This is a genomic window from Kluyvera sp. CRP (genome assembly GCF_019930565.1).
In the GTDB taxonomy this organism is placed as follows: Bacteria; Pseudomonadota; Gammaproteobacteria; order Enterobacterales; family Enterobacteriaceae; genus Kluyvera; species Kluyvera georgiana_A.
Genome location: NZ_CP082841.1, coordinates 4,561,597 through 4,578,968, shown reverse-complemented (window position 1 = coordinate 4,578,968; position 17,372 = coordinate 4,561,597). Strand labels below are relative to the sequence as shown.

Annotated in this window: 15 protein-coding genes; 4 read left to right on the top strand and 11 right to left on the bottom strand. The window is 55.6% G+C overall.

Translation table 11 applies throughout. From position 1 onward, the window contains the following. Positions 1–15: 15 nt before the first annotated feature. Entirely contained in the window at positions 16–1,212 is a 1,197-nt protein-coding gene (locus K7B04_RS21735; RefSeq protein WP_163447584.1) for a Bcr/CflA family multidrug efflux MFS transporter, read from the top strand. A gap of 315 nt (positions 1,213–1,527) precedes the next feature. Then, positions 1,528–1,869 (top strand): YejG family protein, encoded by a 342-nt coding sequence (locus K7B04_RS21730; RefSeq protein ID WP_064544049.1) that lies wholly within the window; start codon positions 1,528–1,530, stop codon positions 1,867–1,869. 3 nt (positions 1,870–1,872) lie between these two features. On the opposite strand, the gene yejF is transcribed toward K7B04_RS21730, so the two are convergent. The 9 genes from yejF to K7B04_RS21685 form a co-directional block, all read right to left on the bottom strand. Next, entirely contained in the window at positions 1,873–3,462 is a 1,590-nt protein-coding gene (yejF, locus tag K7B04_RS21725; protein WP_223803009.1) for a microcin C ABC transporter ATP-binding protein YejF, read from the bottom strand. A 1-nt stretch (position 3,463) separates the two neighbouring features. Beyond that, on the bottom strand, positions 3,464–4,489 hold the full coding sequence (locus K7B04_RS21720; RefSeq protein WP_167577256.1) for a microcin C ABC transporter permease: 1,026 nt from the start codon (positions 4,487–4,489) through the stop codon (positions 3,464–3,466). Next, positions 4,489–5,580: a microcin C ABC transporter permease YejB gene (locus K7B04_RS21715; protein ID WP_223803008.1), complete on the bottom strand. Its 1,092-nt coding sequence runs from the start codon at positions 5,578–5,580 to the stop codon at positions 4,489–4,491. Before K7B04_RS21715 ends, K7B04_RS21720 begins: the two co-directional genes overlap by 1 nt. 9 nt (positions 5,581–5,589) lie before the next feature. Continuing rightward, positions 5,590–7,413: an extracellular solute-binding protein gene (locus tag K7B04_RS21710; RefSeq protein WP_223804213.1), complete on the bottom strand. Its 1,824-nt coding sequence runs from the start codon at positions 7,411–7,413 to the stop codon at positions 5,590–5,592. A 71-nt stretch (positions 7,414–7,484) separates the two neighbouring features. After that, positions 7,485–9,050, bottom strand: coding sequence for a cyclic di-GMP phosphodiesterase (locus K7B04_RS21705; RefSeq protein WP_163447589.1), 1,566 nt, complete (start codon positions 9,048–9,050; stop codon positions 7,485–7,487). Positions 9,051–9,173: 123 nt separating this feature from the next. After that, positions 9,174–9,746 (bottom strand): bifunctional murein DD-endopeptidase/murein LD-carboxypeptidase, encoded by a 573-nt coding sequence (gene mepS, locus K7B04_RS21700; RefSeq protein WP_064544062.1) that lies wholly within the window; start codon positions 9,744–9,746, stop codon positions 9,174–9,176. A 418-nt stretch (positions 9,747–10,164) separates the two neighbouring features. Continuing rightward, the gene (locus K7B04_RS21695; protein ID WP_167575416.1) at positions 10,165–10,881 is read right to left on the bottom strand and encodes a phosphatase PAP2 family protein; all 717 of its coding nucleotides are present in this window, start codon (positions 10,879–10,881) and stop codon (positions 10,165–10,167) included. 44 nt (positions 10,882–10,925) lie between these two features. After that, on the bottom strand, positions 10,926–11,903 hold the full coding sequence (locus K7B04_RS21690) for a GTP-binding protein (protein WP_163447591.1): 978 nt from the start codon (positions 11,901–11,903) through the stop codon (positions 10,926–10,928). Positions 11,904–12,025: 122 nt separating this feature from the next. Continuing rightward, positions 12,026–13,492, bottom strand: a complete 1,467-nt coding sequence (locus K7B04_RS21685) for a fructuronate reductase (protein WP_223803007.1) — start codon at positions 13,490–13,492, stop codon at positions 12,026–12,028. A 204-nt stretch (positions 13,493–13,696) separates the two neighbouring features. Between K7B04_RS21685 and uxuA the strand changes: the two genes are divergently transcribed. Next, a complete protein-coding gene (gene uxuA / locus K7B04_RS21680; RefSeq protein WP_163447593.1) occupies positions 13,697–14,887 on the top strand; it encodes a mannonate dehydratase in 1,191 nt (396 codons plus the stop codon). Between the two features lie 182 nt (positions 14,888–15,069). Here uxuA and yeiP read toward each other — a convergent pair whose 3' ends face one another. Then, positions 15,070–15,642, bottom strand: a complete 573-nt coding sequence (gene yeiP, locus K7B04_RS21675) for an elongation factor P-like protein YeiP (RefSeq protein WP_163447594.1) — start codon at positions 15,640–15,642, stop codon at positions 15,070–15,072. 154 nt (positions 15,643–15,796) lie between these two features. Between yeiP and K7B04_RS21670 the strand changes: the two genes are divergently transcribed. After that, positions 15,797–16,051: a YkgJ family cysteine cluster protein gene (locus tag K7B04_RS21670; RefSeq protein WP_163447595.1), complete on the top strand. Its 255-nt coding sequence runs from the start codon at positions 15,797–15,799 to the stop codon at positions 16,049–16,051. Here K7B04_RS21670 and setB read toward each other — a convergent pair. Then, positions 16,048–17,229 (bottom strand): sugar efflux transporter SetB, encoded by a 1,182-nt coding sequence (gene setB / locus K7B04_RS21665; protein WP_223803006.1) that lies wholly within the window; start codon positions 17,227–17,229, stop codon positions 16,048–16,050. The two genes, K7B04_RS21670 and setB, sit on opposite strands and share 4 nt — an antisense overlap. Positions 17,230–17,372 lie beyond the last annotated feature (143 nt).

Genomic DNA, 17,372 nt, shown 5'->3' with positions numbered 1-17,372 from the left:
GAACAGAGGTAGATTGTGACGTCCAGGCCGCGCTCGTCGTTAAAAATTGTTTTCATTCTTGGCCTTCTGGCCATGTTAATGCCGTTGTCGATCGACATGTATCTTCCGGCGCTGCCGGTGATTTCCGCACAGTTTGGCGTACCGGCCGGCAGCGCGCAGATGACCCTCAGCACCTATATTCTGGGATTTGCCCTCGGCCAGTTGCTGTATGGTCCGATGGCCGACAGTCTGGGACGTAAGCCGGTCATCCTGGGCGGCACGCTTATCTTTGCGGCGGCGGCGGTGGCCTGTGCGTTAGCGCCTTCCATCGATTATCTGATTACCACGCGTTTCTTCCACGGCCTGGCGGCCGCGGCGGCGAGCGTGGTGATCAACGCCCTGATGCGCGATATTTATCCGAAGGAAGAGTTTTCACGGATGATGTCGTTCGTCATGCTGGTTACCACCATTGCTCCGCTGGTGGCACCGATGGTCGGCGGCGCGGTGCTGGTGTGGTTTAGCTGGCACGCCATTTTCTGGATTCTGGCTATTGCGGCGTTGCTGGCTTCGGCGATGATCTACTTCTTTATTGACGAAACGTTGCCGGTCGACAAGCGCCAACCGTTCCGTCTGGGGACCACGCTCGGCAACTTCGCCTCATTATTTCGCCATAAGCGCGTGTTGTCGTACATGCTGGCGAGCGGCTTCAGCTTTGCCGCCATGTTCTCATTCCTCAGCGCCGGGCCGTTTGTCTATATCGAGCTGAACCATGTCTCGCCACAGCACTTTGGCTACTACTTCGCACTGAACATTGTCTTCCTGTTTATTACGACCACCATTAATAGCCGTTTCGTGCGTCGGGTCGGGGCGCTGCGTATGTTCCGCACCGGGCTACTGATTCAGTTCGTGATGGCTATCTGGATGGTGGTGACCGCGCTGCTGGACGTGGGGTTCTGGTCGCTGGTGCTGGGCATTGCGGCATTTATTGGCTGCGTATCAATGGTTTCGTCCAATGCGATGGCGGTGATCCTCGATGAATTCCCGCATATGGCCGGGACCGCCTCGTCGCTGGCGGGAACCTTCCGCTTTGGCATTGGCGCAATCGTCGGGGCGCTGCTGTCGATGGCGACCTTTACGACCGCCTGGCCGATGCTGATTTCCATTGCGCTTTGCGCCTCCTGCTCGATTCTTTTCTATCTCTACGCCAGCCGTCCCCGCAAAACCGCGCACTAATACACCTTTAGTAGGGGCGAAATACGCCCCTTTGTTGATACATATCAACAGAACTGCCATTGCCGCTGGGGTGTAATGTTTCTTTTATGTAACATCCATTAATGTAAAAAGTCACATTGTTGTAGATAAAAAGATTGCGTTAGATCACAGTTACGGGTACATATAGCGCGGAAATGCATCAGTACACCGAACAATGTCGTATGAAGAATGTTGAATGCAGGCGTTTTTTTGCTGGATGCAAGACGATTTGTCAACAATGTGTTAATATGGATGTGAAATAATTGTGAAGCCATGTAGCTTCCGGGGAAAAACGTAATGACATTCCAGCTTTCAATCGTACATCGACTGCCACAGGACTATCGCTGGTCTGCGGGTTTTGCAGGTTCCAAAGTTGAACCGATTCCGCAAAATGGCGTGGCGGGCGATAACGCGCTGGTCGCGCTAAAACTTCTGAGTCCGGACGGCGATAACGCCTGGCCGGTGATGCACTCGCTTAGCCAGGCGTTGACGGATATTTCCGTTGATTGTTCGGTGCTGGAGTGTGAAGGGGAGCCGTGCCTGTTCGTCAAACGTCAGGACGAGTTTGCCGCTACCTGCCGCCTGAAAAACTTCGGCGTGGCGATTGCCGAACCCTTTTCCGGCAACAACCCGTTTTGACCGTCAGCTCAGTGCAATGAGCTGACGCGTATACGCCTGCTTCGGTTCGGCAAACACGTGCCGACACTCACCCTGCTCGACAACCTCTCCCTGTCGTAACACGATAACCTGGTGGCACAGCGACCGCACAACCTGCAGATCGTGGCTGATAAAGATATAGGCCAGACGGTGCTTTTTCTGTAATGCCTTCAGCAGCGTCAGGATCTGCGCCTGAACCGTGCGATCGAGCGATGAGGTAGGTTCGTCGAGGACGATCAGCTGCGGTTTGAGGATCAGCGCCCGGGCGATAGCGATTCGCTGCCGTTGCCCGCCGGAAAACGCCGACGGATAGCGCTGGCGGGTTTCGGGATCCAGCCCGACTTCCTGCATCACGTGGATAACCTGCTGTTCACGTTCAGCGGCGCTCAGTAACGGATGGTGCACCCGCAACCCTTCTTCAATAATCTGCAGCGCCGTCAGTCGCGGGTTGAGCGATGAGTTCGGATCCTGAAACACCACCTGAATACGATGACGCAGCGGCAGCATCTGTCGCCTGTCGCGACCCTGAATGGCTTCGCCCGCAAAACGAATATCCCCCTGTGAGGCAATCAGCCTTAGCAGCGCCAGCCCGGTGGTGCTTTTCCCCGACCCGGACTCGCCAACCAGCCCCAGCGTTTCTCCGGCCCGCAGCGTAAAGCTAAGTGCCTTCACCACGCGGTTATGATCGACAACGCGGCGCAAAATACCTTTGCGAATGGGGAACGCGACGCTGAGCTGGTTCACTTCGAGCAGCGGTGCGGCATCCGGCGGCAGGGGAACAGGCTCGCCCGCCGGTTCGCTGTCGAGCAGTTTACGGGTGTAGGGATGCTGAGGTGCGGCAAACAGCGCCGTTGCCGCGTTTTGCTCCACGCAGCGGCCATGCTGCATCACCGCTACCCGGTCAGCCAGCTTGCGCACGATACTCAGGTCATGGGTGATAAACAGCAGCCCCATATTGAGCTCGACGCGCAGTTCGCGCAGTAGCTGAAGAATTTGTGCCTGCACGGAAACGTCCAGCGCGGTGGTGGGTTCATCGGCAATCAGCAACTCCGGGCGGGTCAGCAGCGCCATGGCGATCATCACCCGCTGGCGCTCGCCGCCGGAGAGTTGATGTGGATAGTCAGCCAGCCGCTTTGCCGCCTGACGGATACCCACGCGGTCAAGACAGTCGAGAATTTCACCGCGTGCCGCTTCTTTACGCATCCCGCGGTGCAACGACAGCACTTCGTAGAGCTGTTTCTCCAGGTTATGCAGCGGATTCAGCGACACCATCGGCTCCTGGAAAATCATCGCGATGCGGTTGCCGCGAACGCCGCGCAGCGTCTGTGGGCTGGCGTGAAGCAGCGACTCGCCGGCAAAACGGATATCACCCGTAGGGTAGGTCACAGGAGGTTCCGGCAGCAGACGCAAAATGGAGAGCGCCGAAACGCTTTTCCCCGAACCGGACTCGCCAACCAGCGCCAGGGTTTCTCCGGCGTTCAGCGACAGCGATAGCTGTTCGACCACCGTGGTGGTGGTGCCCTGCTGGCGGAAGGCGATGGAGAGGTTGTCGATTTCGAGAAGTGGCTGCTGCATTTTACACCGCCTTAGAAGGATCGAAGGCATCGCGTACCGCTTCGCCAATAAAAATCAGTAGCGACAACAGGATGGCGACGCAAAGAAAGCCGGCGATCCCAAGCCACGGGGCTTGCAGGTTGTTTTTACCCTGTAGGAGCAACTCGCCCAGCGACGGCGAACCAAGCGGCAAACCAAAGCCGAGAAAATCGAGCGAGGTCAGGGTGGTGATGGAGCTACAGAGAATAAACGGGATAAAGGTCAGCGTGGCCACCATCGCATTGGGCAGCATGTGGCGCAGAATAATGCTGCGATCGCCCACCCCCAGCGCCTGTGCGGCGCGAATATAGTCATAGTTGCGGGTACGCAAGAACTCAGCGCGCACCACGCCGACCAGCGACATCCAGCCAAACAGCACGGTAATAGCCAGCAGCCACCAGAAGTTGGGTTGTACCACGCTTGAGAGCAGAATAATCAGGAACAATGTTGGCATCCCCGACCACACTTCAATAAAGCGCTGGCCCCAGAGGTCGATACGCCCGCCGTAGTAGCCCTGTACGGCACCGACCACCACGCCCATCACGCTGGCGCAGAAGGTCAGAATCAGGCCGAACAGCAGCGAAATCCGCGTACCGTAGAGAATGCGGGCCATCACGTCACGGCCATTTGCGTCGGTGCCCAGCCAGTTCTGGCGGGAGGGTGGGGAAGGGAAGGGGACATTGCTCGCATAGTTGATGCTGCTGGCGCCAAAACGGATGGGCGCCCACACAACCCAGCCGTTATTCTCCAGCCGCTGCTGGAGCCACGGATCCTGATAATCGGCCGCGGTGGCAAATTCGCCACCAAAGGTTTTCTCGTCGTAGTTTTTCAGTACCGGCATGTACAGGCTGCCCTGATAGCTCACCAGCAGCGGTCGATCGTTGGCGAGAAGTTCAGCGCACAGGCTGCACACAAATATGGCCAGAAAGATCCACAGCGACCAGTAGCCACGGCGGTTATGGCGAAAGCGCGCCCAGCGCGCCTGATTCACGGAACTCAGGGTCATTATTAGCGGCCCTCAAAATCAATGCGGGGATCGACCAGCGTATAGCTAATATCGCTGACGATATTCATCAGCAGGCCAATCAGGGTGAAGATATAGAGCGTGCCGAACATCACCGGGTAGTCGCGCGAGACGGTGGCCTCATAACCCAGCAGACCCAGTCCGTTGAGGGAGAACATCACCTCAATCAACAGCGAGCCGGTAAAGAACATGCTGATGAACGTGGCGGGAAAACCGGCAATCACCAGCAGCATGGCGTTGCGAAAGACGTGTTTCCATAAGATCTGTTTTTCGCCGACGCCTTTTGCGCGGGCGGTGACGACATACTGTTTGCGGATTTCATCGAGAAACGAGTTCTTGGTCAGCATGGTCAGCGCCGCAAAGCCGCCAATCACCGTCGCCAGCACCGGCAGGGTGATATGCCAGAGATAGTCAGTGATTTTTTGATACCACGGCAGGGTGTCGAAATTGGCCGAGACCAGCCCGCGTAGCGGGAAAATGTCGTAGTAACTGCCGCCCGCGAATAACACGATCAGCACGATGGCGAACAGGAACGCCGGAATGGCGTAGCCAATGATAATGCCGGTACTGCTCCAGATATCGAAACGACTGCCGTTATAGACCGCCTTGCGGATGCCAAGCGGAATAGAGACCAGATAGATGATCAAGGTACTCCATAGCCCTAGCGTGACAGAGACGGGCAGGCTTTCTTTCATCAACTGCATCACTGAGGCGTTGCGGAACAGGCTGTTGCCAAAATCGAAGCGCAGGTAGTCGCTCAGCATCTTGAAATAGCGCTCGTGTAGCGGCTTGTCGAAGCCATAGCGTTGGGTGATTTCAGCGATCACCTCCGGGTCGAGCCCGCGCCCGCCGCGATACTGACTTTCGGCAATATTACTGACGCCCGCGCGTGCCTGGCCGCCGCCCATTCCACCGCCACCGCCGGGCAGGCTGCCCTGGTGGCCGAACTCCACCGCCGCGATGGCCTGATCGACCGGACCGCCCGGCGCAATCTGCACAATAAAGAAATTAAGCGTGATGATGGCCCATAGGGTTGGGATAATCAGCAACAGTCGACGAATCAGGTAGGTGCCCATGTTCTCTCCTTAGCGTCGTGATGCAGGCAGCGTGGCTGCCTTGTTGACGTCATACCACCAGGTGTCAAAACCGGGCGCGTCAATGCCGGATGATGAATAGAGCGGATGCACCTGTGGGTAAGAGAACTTATTCCAGTAGGCCGTACGGCTCCCGGACATGTACCACATCGGTAGCATGTAATTATTCCAGGTTAGCACCCGGTCGAGCGCACGGCCGAGTGGTACCAGCTTCTGCTTATTGCCCTGCCAGCGAATGATCTGATTGATCAGGCTATCAATCGCCGGGTTAGCGACGCCAGGCGCATTGTACGACGAGTTGATGTAGGCCGACGACCAGGAGATCTGTAAATCCGCGCTGGGCCACGGCGTCGCCCGCCATAGGCTTGGCATCATGTCATAATCGCGCTTACGCAGGCGGTTGGTGAGCTGGGAAATATCCACCTGGCGGATGTCCATTCTGACGCCAAGCCGCTGTAAATTATGCTGGAAGGGCATCACCCACTGATCGTTTCCACCGGAGGCCAGCAGCAGTTCGAAGCGCAGCGGCTGACCGGTTTTTTCATTGACCCGCTGTTGCCCCTTCAGAACCCAACCCGCTTCATCCAACAGCTGTCCTGCCTTGAGCAGATTTTCGCGGTCGAAGCCGTCGCCGTTCGACGTCGGCGGCTGATAAATCGAGGTAAACACTTCCGGCGGCAGCTGGTCTTTTAGCGGCCCCAGCAGAACCAGTTCGTCGGCGTCAGGATAGCCGCGGGCGGCGTACTCGGTGTTCTGAAAATAGCTGTTGGGGCGGCTGTAAGCGTTATAGAACAGCGCCTTGTTCATCCACTCAAAATCAAACGCCAGGCTGACCGCCTGACGCACCCGACGGTCGGCAAATACCGGTCGCTGGATGTTAAAGGCGAGCCAGCGGGTATCCTGCGCGGCATCGTTCTTTTGCTGATCTTTCACGATATAACCGCTGGTAAAGTTTTTGCCAATATAGCGGGTGGCCCAGTTTTTGGCGCTGCTCTCGGAGCGCACGTCATAGGCTCCCGCCTTAAAGGCCTCGAAGGCGACGTTATCATCCAGATAGTAGTCGTAGCGTAGCGTGTCGAAATTCCAGCGCCCACGGTTAACCGGTAAATCGGCGCCCCAGTAGTTTTTGACGCGGGAATAGACAATGTATTGCCCCATCTTCCAACTGCTGATGCGGTACGGCCCACTGGCCAGCGGCGGCGTGCTGAGCGGATCGCTGAGTTTATGATTTTTCCAGAATTTTTCCGGCAGAATTGGCAGCGTAAACAGCCCGAGCATATCTTCTTTACCGGGCTTTGCCAGCTCAATACGCACGGTAAGCGGGGCGATAGCTTTGACGGTCGATCCTTTGTAAATCAGGCGGAACTGCGGCACGCCCTCGGTCATAAATTTGTGGAAGGTAAAAGCGACATCTTCGGCGGTGATTGGGCTGCCGTCGTGAAAACGGGCGCGAGGGTTAATCGTCAGTTCCATCCACGAATAATCGTCAGCATAACGCGCGCGGTCGGCAACCAGCGGATAGTAGCTGCCTGGCTCATCGTCGGAGGTCGTGAACAGCGCGTCGTACAGCGATTCAGTGCGAACGGCGGCATTGCCGCGCAGCGCATAGCGGTTAAAGTTATCGAAGGTGCCGATAGCCGCAAGCGTGACGCTGCCGCCTTTGGGGGCCGCGGGGTTAACGTAGTCAAAGTGGTGGAAATCAACGTCGTATTTGGGCTCGCCGATCACCGCAAAAGCGAAACTCTCTTTGATCGTTTGTGCCTGCGTCGGTAAAACGCAAAGCAGCAGCAGGGCAAAACAGATACGCGCTATGATCACGACAGGGCTACCCCGCATTGAAACATCTTGATTGAACACATCTTTTATCACGAAATCTTAATCGAGCGTCATTCCGTTGTGAAATACTTTGCAGGCTTATGGTATTCCGCCGTCAGGTCTTTCAGCGTCAGTGGGCGGCTTATCAGGTAGCCCTGCAGAAAATCGACGCCATGGTCACGCAGCCAGGCCGCCTGTTCTTCTGTTTCCACGCCTTCGGCTACCGTGACAATATCCAGCCGCTGAGTCAGCGTCAGCACGGCATCCAGCACCGGAGAGGTAATCGTCTCCCGGCCAATGGCGCTGACAAAACCGCGATCGATCTTCAGATAATCGAGGGTAAAACGCTCAAGGTAAATCAATGCGCTGTGGCCGGTACCGAAGTCATCAATCGCCACCTCAATACCTTCGCCACGCAGCCAGCTGAACAGACTCATCGCCTTTTCCAGATGGAGCATGTCGCGTTCGGTGATTTCCAGCACCAGTTGGAAATAGTTGTCGGGCAGGCTTGCCGCGAGCTGACGGATATCTTTCTGGAAACTTTCCGCGTGCAGATGCCCCGGCGCGATGTTGATTCCCAGCTTCGCGCCGGGAGGCAGAATGTCTTTCAGGGTGGCGGCATCACTGGCGATCAGTTCGAACAGATGCTGGGTGAGGGGAACGATCAGATTCTGGGCTTCGGCAAAACTGATAAAGGCATCCGGCGGAATATTGCCTGCGGTCGGATGCGCCCAGCGCATGAGCGCTTCGACTCCGGCAATCTGCTGATTTTTGGCGTCTACCACCGGCTGATAAACCACATAGAACTGACGATGCTTGATGGCAGAGAGGATCTCTTTCCCCGGTCGTGAGCGAATGGTCAGGATATAGAAGCACAGCAGCCCGCCAATCAGACCGCAGGTCAGGCCTAATAGCAGCGCATAGAGCGAGTTATCGGTACCCGAGGCGTTACTATAAAGATACACCTCCAGTGGAACGCCTTTAATTTTCACATGGCGCACCGGGGTGTCGGTAATATCGCTCAGCGCGAGCGGTTTGCTGCTAAAGGTCGAGATTGCCGTTTTGCCGTTCACCACCAGCGCCACGCCGTTGTACGGCGTTTGTTTCGATGAGTAGAGGACCCACGGCATTAAATTGGCGTTAATCGACGCGAAGATACCGCGATTTTCCAGCAGCGGGCTCTTAACCCACAGTACAAAGGCGGGCGTGGTGGGCATCATCGGCGTACCGGCGACGATCCCCATGACGTGCGTTTTGTTGAGATCAAGATCCGGCACCAGATCTTTTAATGGCAGCGACATCTGTCCAGTGGCGGAAGAGCAGTAGGCAATATGATCTTTCACCAGCAGAAACGCGCGGACGTTCATGCTGAAGGCGGCGCGAGCGGTCAGCTCAGAAGACACATCGTCACACGGGTTCATGGTCAGCGGCTGGAGTGAATCCATTGTGACCAGAATCTGGCGAAAATAACCGTTGAGGTAGTTCTGCAGACTGGAAATGGTGGTATCGAACTGTACCGCGCGACGATGATGAAAGACAGAAAACTGGATCACCCCGGCAAGCAGAGCAATCATCAGGCCAGCGACAACGCTGGAAGAGATAATGTGGCGGTTAATCGACGAATAACGAGTGAACATGCAACTTCTCTATGCTACGGAACGCCAAAGAAAAGAATACTGATGAAGCATAAAAAAAGCACTGCCGAAGCAGTGCTTTTTTTATGCTTACCGTCAGCCAAGGGAAACCGACGGTAAACCTCATTACGAACGACTCAGGACACGGCGAGCTTCGTTGTAACGCTTGTTCCAGTATGGTTCATTCATGCTGGAAATAGTCACACCGCTGCTGGTGGATGCATGAACGAACTGATTGTTGCCGATATAGATACCAACATGGCGACCGGTAGAACCGGCACGGAACAGCACTAAATCACCGGTGCGCAGCTGACTGCGTTTAACGGATTTGCCCGTTTCCTGCTGCTCCCAGGTGGAGCGCGGCAGCTCTAAACCGAACTGTTCACGGAAGGTGCGTTGTACGAAGCTGGAACAATCGATACCACGTTTGGTGTCGCCGCCCAGACGGTAACGAACGCCTTTCCAGCCTGCGTATTGATCCATCAGACGAGATTTCACGTCGAGGTTACGCACCATATTTTCAAATTCATCCTGAGAGGCTTGCAGTGATGAGGCATCTTCGGTGCCCACAGCATGCGTCTCAGAATGCATGTTCTTTGCGGTATTACTGGTTGAACTACATGCAGAAAGCAGAACCGCAACTGCTACCGCTGGAATCGCTCGCAAGATATATCTCAAAATCGGCTGAGATTTGACCATTTTCGTTGTTTTCCCTTGAAGTCCTTAACGACCGTAGCCGTTATAAAAAATGCCAAACGCGTCTGAGACTAAATACACGCAATCAATGAGACAATTCTTTGAATTCAGATTTGTGGTGCAGCGCACAAACTTTAATTTATGACCACAATAATTGCTCTTTGAAACGACAAACGCGAATGAGATTACCTTAACGAAAGCGGCATTGCGAGCGCTTTTGGCCGATTTTTTATAAGAAATAGTGATACACAAAGTTAAAATTTGTGAATGGGTAAAAATTCAGCGTTAGCGGGTAAAAAATCAACAACTCATTCATTATTAGAGTGAATATTGTGACCGGAAGATGACATTGATGAGGGAAATATAAAAAATAAAAAGAGGGCGATAGCCCTCTCTTTGGAATGTCAGATGGAAAGGTTATTTAATGACCTGATTTGAGTTTAGTGAAATAGGGTAAATTTCGCTCAAATAACCCAATGACCCTATCGCTTAATGGCGTCATCAATACCCACGGCACGCCAATCAAAACGGCGGTGAGTGAGCCGATGGCGATATCGGTAAACCAATGGGCGCCAATCATGACCCTTGGGAAGGCAAAAACCACAAAAATAACCAGTGAAATAAGAAATGCGCGACGGCCAAAATAGCGCCACATAAATGCGGCAAATATCAGCAGCATCATTCCGTGATCCCCCGGGAAGCTATCCCGGGAGCCGTCTTTGGTGGAGAAGGCAATAAAATCACTGACGCGGTGCACGCCCGGCAGAGAAACCGACGGGCTGCTGCGAGTGACGGGCATCAGGTGCTGCGCTAGCTGGTTGATGATCACCGCCGCTAGCAGCATCACCAGGCCAATAATGACGATATGGCGGCGGCCACCGGCATCCTCTTTGAGCCAGAAGCTCAGCATCAGGCAGCCCATTGCCAGCAGCGAACAGCCGTCAAAGGCGCGGTTATTGATGATGGCTAAAAACCATGCGTAGCCGAGGTTATCGGCGCTCAGCCACTGATTGAAAAAATGAAATATCGCCAGATCAACGGTCGACCACAGCCCGTGGTTCGCTGGCAGGAACCACGACATAAAGAGCGCAACGCCAGCGGCGTTAAGCAATAAAATCAGGGGAAAACGTGTACGCATCGTCATATTCACCGCAGTTAGTCTCGGCGCAAACCTTAGCGGTATCACCCTAAACGAAGTTTCAACAGCGCCGATTGTAGTGCATTCCAGTCGCTTTCAGCATCGTTAATCAGTTCAATACGGCTATCGGGCGGCGCGACGTTTTGCGTTTCGATATGCAGGTCTGCCCCCTGACGGTTAATACGCACCAGGCCTTCAGGAATGCGCATCACCGCCTTTAGTCTGGCAACCGGGGCGAGTCGCGCCCACTCCAGCAGGCCGATGGTGTCAAAGGTCGTATCGGCATCAAAAATCCATCCGCAGGCATAATAACCCTGACCCTGGTTCACGCTACGACGCCAGCGCTGATGTTCCGGCAGACTTAACGCCGCCAGGCCCTTGTTCGAGGGATGTGAGTGAGAGTGGGCGGCGCTGGCTTTCAGTTCAACCCGATTGCGGCGAGGAATATCAAGCAGGGCGACGTCGATATTGCCCTGGGTCGCGTCAACGCGCAGGCGCTCGCCGCCGTTCTGCTGCCACCATTCTGCCATCGCCCGTTGGCTCTCAGCGGTGGCGCGGTCGGCTTTATTGCTGACGATAATATCGGCGGACGCCAGCTGATCGCGGAAATTTTCGTTATGCAGGACCTTTTCGTCCAGCAACTGGCGTGAGTCCATCACGCAGAGTGTGGCTCGCAGGTCGATCCATGGCTCATAGACCGGCGCGGTGAGCAAATCGAGAATTTGCTTCGGATGGCCCAGGCCGGTTGGCTCAATCAGCAGACGATCCGGTTTCCCCTGGCGCAGCAGCGTGTTTAAGCCGACCTGCATGGGCAGACCGTTGACGCAACACATGCAGCCACCGGGAATTTCCTTCAGCAGTGCGCCGCTGTCGGCCAGCAGTGCGCCATCAATGCCCACCTCGCCAAATTCGTTGACCAGGACGGCCCATTTTTCATCGGCGGGTTTATGGGCCAACAGGTGCAGAATGGAGGTAGTTTTACCGCTGCCGAGAAAGCCGGTGATCAGATTGGTTTTAGTCACGAAAACTCCGGGATGAAAGAGAACAGTGTTACCTGGATCACTTTATCCTGGCGAAAACGGGATCAAAAGAGAAGTCCTGAAGCGGGCCTGAGATTAAATGGCCCGCTTGATGGCAGGAAAAGTTAACGGTTGAGCGCCGTCAGCACCGCCTGGCGCGCGCCCTCACGGACAAGACTTTGCCAGGCTTGTTCCACGGCCTGCACAAACTGCGGGTTGGCGGGCAGGTCGCTGCCGAAGATTTCTTGCAGCGTCAGCAGGGCCGCCACGCGGTTTTCATCGTGGCTGGTTTCAACGATAGCGCGAATTTTCTCGGCCAGCGGATCGCGAATATCAATGGCATTGCCCATATCATCCACGCCGCTCACGTAGCGCATCCAGGCCGCCACGCCCAGCGCCAGCAGCGGCCAGCGGCTACCCTGTTTAAGATGAATACGAATACCGTCGAGCAGGCGCTGCGGCAGCTTCTGACTGCCGTCCATGGCGATTTGCCAGGTGCGATGCTGGAGCGCCGGGTTGCTGAAACGCTCGATCAGGCTGTCGGCATAGGCGCCCAGATCTACGCCGGAAATACGCAGGGTCGGCGCTTGTTCTGCCATCATCAGGTGACGTGCGGCGCGGCGGTAGGAAGCGTCCTGCATACAGTCGCTGATGTGCGCGTAGCCCGCCAGATAGCCGAGGTAGGCGAGGAAGGAATGGCTGCCGTTGAGCATCCGTAGCTTCATCTCTTCCCACGGCAGTACGTCGTCAACCAGTTGTGCACCCACGCTGCCCCAGTCCGGACGCCCAGCGACGAAGTTATCTTCAATGACCCACTGAATAAACGGCTCGCAGCTGATGGCGCAAGGGTCTTCCACGCCAAGCTCGTGGGTGATTTCCGCCAGCGACGCGTCGGTGGCTGCCGGAACGATACGGTCAACCATGGTGCCGGGGAAACTGACATGTTCGGCAATCCAGCTTGCCAGTTGCGGATCGCGTTTAGCGGCCATGTCCAGCACCGCGTTTTTCACCACGTGGCCGTTGTCGGGAATGTTATCGCAGGAGAGTACGGTGAATGCCGGCAGGCCGCGCTCGCGACGGCGGTGCAGCGCCTCGACAAGGATCCCCGGCGCGGAATGCGGCTCGTCAGGCGCTTGCAGATCGTGGACGATCCTCGGTTGGGTCAGATCCAGATGCCCGGTGGCCGGATCGATGCAATAGCCTTTTTCGGTAATGGTCAGAGAGACAATCGCCACCTGAGGTTCGCAGAACTTTTCGATGATCGCCGCCAATGAATCGAGCCTGGCGTTCAGGCACTCTTTTACCGCGCCAATAATAATCGGCTGGTTACCCGCCGCACTTTTCTCCATGACGGTAAACAGATGATCCTGCTGACGCAGCTGGCTCATCAGCTGGTCGCCGCTGAACAGGCTGATTTCGCAGATTCCCCAGTCGCCGCCGTGCTGATTGAGCACCCGGTTGGTCAACAGCGCCTGGTGCGCGCGGTGAAAGGCGCCAAAACCGAAATGCACAATTCGCGAACGCAGCTGTTGTCTATCATATTGAGGTAACTGCACGTTGGCGGGGAGGGTGCACGAGGCGATTGTCTTCATTGTTTATACATCCGATTAACGATTAATTAACGTCGGCAGTGTAAAGTTATATGACAGCAAATTGAATTGGTGTGCCGTATTTATCGCGTTAGTGTGAGCTGGATCAATCAATCCAGGCGGATTATTTGACGCTCCGGAATAAACATGTATGGTAGTCGTCATTAACAGCGATTTTATTGGTATAACAACTTTAGAGGTGAGGCAATGGAACAAACCTGGCGTTGGTACGGCCCGAACGATCCGGTATCTCTTGATGATGTGCGTCAGGCTGGCGCTACCGGCGTAGTCACGGCATTGCACCATATCCCGAACGGTCAGGTGTGGCCGGTAGAAGAAATCAAAGCGCGTCAGGCGCTGTTGGCGGAAAAAGGGCTGACCTGGTCCGTCGTCGAAAGTATTCCGGTGCACGAAGATATCAAAACCGGTTCTGGCCAGTACCAGACCTGGATTGCTAACTATCAGCAGAGCATCCGCAACCTGGCGGAATGCGGTATCGACACCGTATGCTACAACTTCATGCCGATCCTCGACTGGACGCGTACCGACCTTGAGTACACCCTGGAAGACGGCTCTAAAGCGCTGCGTTTTGACCAGATCGCGTTTGCGGCTTTCGAGCTGCATATCCTGAAACGCGAAGGTGCGGAAGCGGATTACTCTGCTGAAGAACAGCGTCAGGCGCTGGACTATTTCAACGCGATGAGCGAAGCGGAAGTCACTAAACTGACCCGTAACATCATTGCAGGCCTGCCGGGCGCGGAAGAGGGCTATACCCTGGACCAGTTCCGCGCGCGTCTGGCTGAGTACGATCACATCAGCAAAGATCAGCTGCGTGAAAACATGGCCGTGTTCCTGCGCGCGATTGTGCCGGTTGCAGAAGAAGTGGGCGTGCGCCTTGCCGTACACCCGGACGATCCGCCGCGCCCAATCCTCGGCCTGCCGCGTATCGTTTCCACCATTGAAGATATGCAGTGGCTGAAAGAAACTGTTAACAGCATCAACAACGGCTTCACCATGTGCACCGGTTCTTACGGCGTGCGCGCCGATAACGATCTGGTGAAAATGATTGAAACCTTCGGCGATCGTATCCACTTCACGCACCTGCGTTCTACCTGCCGTGAAGACAACCCGAAAACCTTCCACGAAGCCGCGCACCTGCAGGGCGACGTGAACATGGTTGCCGTGGTTGACGCAATCCTGACCGAAGAGCAGCGCCGTAAGAAAGCGGGCGACCTGCGTCCAATTCCGATGCGTCCTGACCACGGTCACCAGATGCTGGACGACCTGAAGAAGAAAACCAACCCGGGCTACTCCGCGATTGGTCGTCTGAAAGGTCTGGCGGAAGTGCGCGGCGTTGAGCTGGCGCTGAAAATGACCAAGTTCCGCGACCTGCTGTAAAGATGATTTCCCCGTCCTGATTCTCTCCTCAGGAGCGAGTCAACCGTCGCGGCGCCCTTGGGCCTCGAGGTGCGCATCGCGCGGTTTTTTCTCTCTGCTTTTGGGGGGAAGGGCAATACAGCAAGTAAAAAAAAGGACAGCCATTTGGCTGTCCTTTTCTTTTGCTATGTGAAAACCAGCGCTTAGTCCGCGCGGCCCATGTAGCGTTTTTCTTCGATATGGATGCGGATCTTCTCGCCGGTGGTCAGGTATTCCGGCACCTGCACAACCAAACCGGTGGTCAGGGTAGCTGGCTTGGTACGAGAGCTGGCGGATGCGCCTTTGATGCCCGGTGCGGTTTCAACGATTTCCAGATCGACCGTCTGCGGCAGTTCCAGCGCCAGCACCTGGCCGTCCCACAACAGCACCTGCATGTCCGGCATGCCGCCTTCCGGGATAAACTGCAGCTCTTCCGCAATCTGGTCGTGGGAGAAGACATACGGGGTATAGTCTTCTTTATCCATGAACACGTATTCGTTGCCGTCGATATAGGAGAAGTCAACGAAGCGGCGGTTCAGGGTCACGGTATCAACCATGTCGTCGCCTTTGAAGCGTTCTTCAACTTTCAGACCGGTGCTGACGTCAGAAAAACGCATTTTGTACAGCGTTGCTGCGCCACGGGCGCTTGGTGACTGAATATCAATGTTTTTTACAATCAGCAGTTTGCCGTTGTAATTCAGCACCATACCTTTTTTAATTTCGTTCGCTCTTGGCATTGCAATTATCCTGTGAAATAGGGGGCTAAAATATCGCGTAAAAGTACTCGCGCCGGGCGTTTCAGGCAAGCGGAATTAAAGGCTTTTGCTAACCCTCATTAAAAGGTGGTACTGTGCGCCACAACCACCTTGTCACCTTAACAGAGAACCCGCGATGGAATGTCGTCCGGACTGCGGGGCTTGCTGCACTGCACCTTCTATATCCAGCCCGATCCCCGGTATGCCCAACGGCAAGCCGGCTAACACGCCCTGTGTGCAGTTGGATGAGAATCAGCGCTGTAAAATTTTCACTTCGCCTCTGCGCCCGAAGGTGTGCGCCGGGCTTCAGCCCGCGCGCGACATGTGCGGTGCGAGCCGGGAAGAGGCGATGACCTGGCTTCTGGATCTTGAAGCGTTGACGGCGCCCTAAACGTCTTTAATGCGCATCAGACAGCCGATGGTGGCGACGCACAGCACCAGCGCAATCCAGAACACGGTGTGATAGTTCCAGATTTCCGCCACCACGCCCGCCAGTGAACCGGCGATAATCCAGCCCACGCGCGAGGTGTTGGCGTACAGTGTCGTGGCTGACCCGGCCTGGCCTGGCATGAGATCCTGGAAGTAGAGCATGCCAATCCCGCCGAGAATACCGATATAAATCGCGTTCAGCAGCTGCATCGCCAGCAGCAGCGCTGGGCTGTTGAAGGTCAGCATACCGATATAGAAGCATAGCCCCGCAACCGCCGCGACGCGCATCAGGAAGCGTTTACCCAGTCGTTTGGCAAAGTAGCCCGCAATCAGCATCGTCGGGATTTCCAGCCCGGCGGCGGTGCCCATCATCACCCCGGCCAGCTTTTCCGGCAGGTGCAGTTCGTTGATGATGTACAGCGGCATGTTGATAATGTAGAGGCTGTTGGTTCCCCACATCAGGGTACAGATGACAAACAGCAGCAACGCATCTTTGCGGTTGGTGCGCGGTGCCTGAATGGCGCCGCTAACGGCCACTTTCTCTTTGCGCATGGTCGGCAGAAACAGCCAGACCATCGCCCCGCACACCACAAATGCCACTGCCGCAGACAGATACATCACCGTGAAACCGAAACCCATCGCCAGCGCATAGGCCAGCGGCGGGCCGATCACCCATGCCAGCGACACCTGGGCGCGCATGATGGAACTGAACATCACCGCTTCACGGCCCGTTTTATCTGCATGCTCACGGGCGAGAGCAAACATCTGCGGGTTGGCGGTAGAGCCGAAGCTGCTGAGGAACACACCCACGAACAGCAGGATGAAGTAGTTGCGGTTCCAGGCAAACAATACGCAGGCCAGCACGCCAAGCAGGCAACAGAAGACGATCAGGTTTTTCCGGTCGCCGCGTTTATCCGAGTAGCCTGCCAGAAACTGGCTGACGAAAATGCCAATCACCGCGCTTCCCGTAAAGAAAAAACCGACCATTGCCGGGCGGACGTGGACCTCATTACTGAGAAACAGGCTCAGCGTCGGCGTTTGCAGCGCACCGGCGATACCGGTTAAAAACGCGACGATCAAAAAAGAGGTCGAGGTGAAATCAAGCGATCGCCGTGGGGCGGCGGCGGTACTGTTTTGCATGGTGTTGTATCGGTCACTGTAGGAGAGGCGGCGAGTTTACGCCGCGAGCCAGATTATGAACAGTCACCTAAATCAAATTTGGCACGGAAAATTAAAAACGCATTTCAAAAAACGAGCTTACATCATGCTGAAGTGGTGAAGGT

What these genes read in the sequence shown, in the direction of transcription:
- K7B04_RS21670 (WP_163447595.1), top strand. Translation starts at nt 15,797, where the DNA reads ATGGAATGTCGTCCGGACTGCGGGGCTTGCTGCACTGCACCTTCTATA.
- K7B04_RS21730 (WP_064544049.1), top strand. Translation starts at nt 1,528, where the DNA reads ATGACATTCCAGCTTTCAATCGTACATCGACTGCCACAGGACTATCGC.
- mepS (WP_064544062.1), bottom strand. Translation starts at nt 9,746, where the DNA reads ATGGTCAAATCTCAGCCGATTTTGAGATATATCTTGCGAGCGATTCCA.
- K7B04_RS21695 (WP_167575416.1), bottom strand. Translation starts at nt 10,881, where the DNA reads ATGCGTACACGTTTTCCCCTGATTTTATTGCTTAACGCCGCTGGCGTT.
- K7B04_RS21715 (WP_223803008.1), bottom strand. Translation starts at nt 5,580, where the DNA reads ATGGGCACCTACCTGATTCGTCGACTGTTGCTGATTATCCCAACCCTA.
- yejF (WP_223803009.1), bottom strand. Translation starts at nt 3,462, where the DNA reads ATGCAGCAGCCACTTCTCGAAATCGACAACCTCTCCATCGCCTTCCGC.
- setB (WP_223803006.1), bottom strand. Translation starts at nt 17,229, where the DNA reads ATGCAAAACAGTACCGCCGCCGCCCCACGGCGATCGCTTGATTTCACC.
- uxuA (WP_163447593.1), top strand. Translation starts at nt 13,697, where the DNA reads ATGGAACAAACCTGGCGTTGGTACGGCCCGAACGATCCGGTATCTCTT.
- K7B04_RS21685 (WP_223803007.1), bottom strand. Translation starts at nt 13,492, where the DNA reads ATGAAGACAATCGCCTCGTGCACCCTCCCCGCCAACGTGCAGTTACCT.
- yeiP (WP_163447594.1), bottom strand. Translation starts at nt 15,642, where the DNA reads ATGCCAAGAGCGAACGAAATTAAAAAAGGTATGGTGCTGAATTACAAC.
- K7B04_RS21705 (WP_163447589.1), bottom strand. Translation starts at nt 9,050, where the DNA reads ATGTTCACTCGTTATTCGTCGATTAACCGCCACATTATCTCTTCCAGC.